Genomic DNA, 1,129 nt, shown 5'->3' with positions numbered 1-1,129 from the left:
GCTTGGAAATCAGAGGCTTTTCCGATTGATTTGGTGTAAAGTCCAGCAAGCCAAGCGGTAAATAGAGCAATAGCTGCAATGAGAAGAAGAATATTCATTCGATGAGGGCATTTAGTTAGACTGTCTTTAAGTCCTAGGCCATAATGGGGACATTTAGTGTCTCTAAAATTTTCTTCAATTCGCATTCGTTGGCGATAGATAGTACAAATAAGATTAGGGTTAGTGGATGCTTCCTTCATAGAAGTAACCAGAAACCAAGGCTCTTTATGGGCTTTAGAATATCGAACCGCCATGCCACCCGTTTTTTTTCTTTTTTTATCGAGTGTGAGGGACGTTCTATTTTTAGCTTTTTGCTTATATAAAACAAAATGAACAGGTACTTTGCCTTTCTCGGTTAAACGTCCAAATCCAAAATAAGAGGGTTTTGTAGTAGCTTGATTCAAGTAAGTCGAACTTAAACACCAGTCCGATGTATTATCCATGCAAATTGCATTTTTATTTCGTAATCGTCCTACAAAATCCCAGCCTAATTGAAGAATATGAGCAAACCATATTGCGCGAAATCCAGCATCAGTAACAATGACAGGCTTAGCGTGTTGAGGGAGTAGCGTTTTTAATTCATTTAAAAATGTTTTATGAGTTGCGTGATTGTTTTCTTGTTTTTTAGGATAACATCTCTCATAAACTACTATAGCGCGTCCAGGCATAGAAACACTTGCGCGTAAAACATAAAGATTGGTTACAGGGTTAATACAACTCCAGTCGATGTGGATCCAAGGCCGCATATTTTCTTGGATGATTGATGAAATCATCACCTTATAAAAAGAGTTTCGCTCTCCTTGGAGGGGGCCATTTCCTAAAAGACGGTCTACTTTTTGAATGTTACTACACTCTTTATTATTATTCGAAATGGATCTTCCTAGACCTGTTAAATACAGCTTATTATGCCTAATGGTACTTTCACAAATAAGCATTAAACTTTTTAACCGAGTTTTATGAACTTCAGGTAGTTTATTCGCAAAAGTTTTATGTAATAATTCAGTCAAGTGCATGATGGTGAACCCTTATAATGTCGAAAATATATTGGATCACATATCTTCATGCACTTCAAAAAAAATTATTCTTTTTT

The 1,129-nt window shown here is 36.1% G+C and carries 1 protein-coding gene; it reads right to left on the bottom strand.

Annotated elements, in window-relative coordinates:
* Nucleotides 1-1,052: IS4 family transposase (locus ELY20_RS16710; RefSeq protein ID WP_127059521.1), on the bottom strand; the 1,052-nt coding region annotated here is incomplete at its 3' end.
* Nucleotides 1,053-1,129 lie beyond the last annotated feature (77 nt).

The sequence above is a fragment of the Legionella qingyii genome (assembly GCF_003990155.1).
Classification (GTDB): domain Bacteria; phylum Pseudomonadota; class Gammaproteobacteria; order Legionellales; family Legionellaceae; genus Legionella; species Legionella qingyii.
Note: the sequence above shows the minus strand (reverse complement) of the source record. Positions and strands in the feature narration are given on the sequence as shown.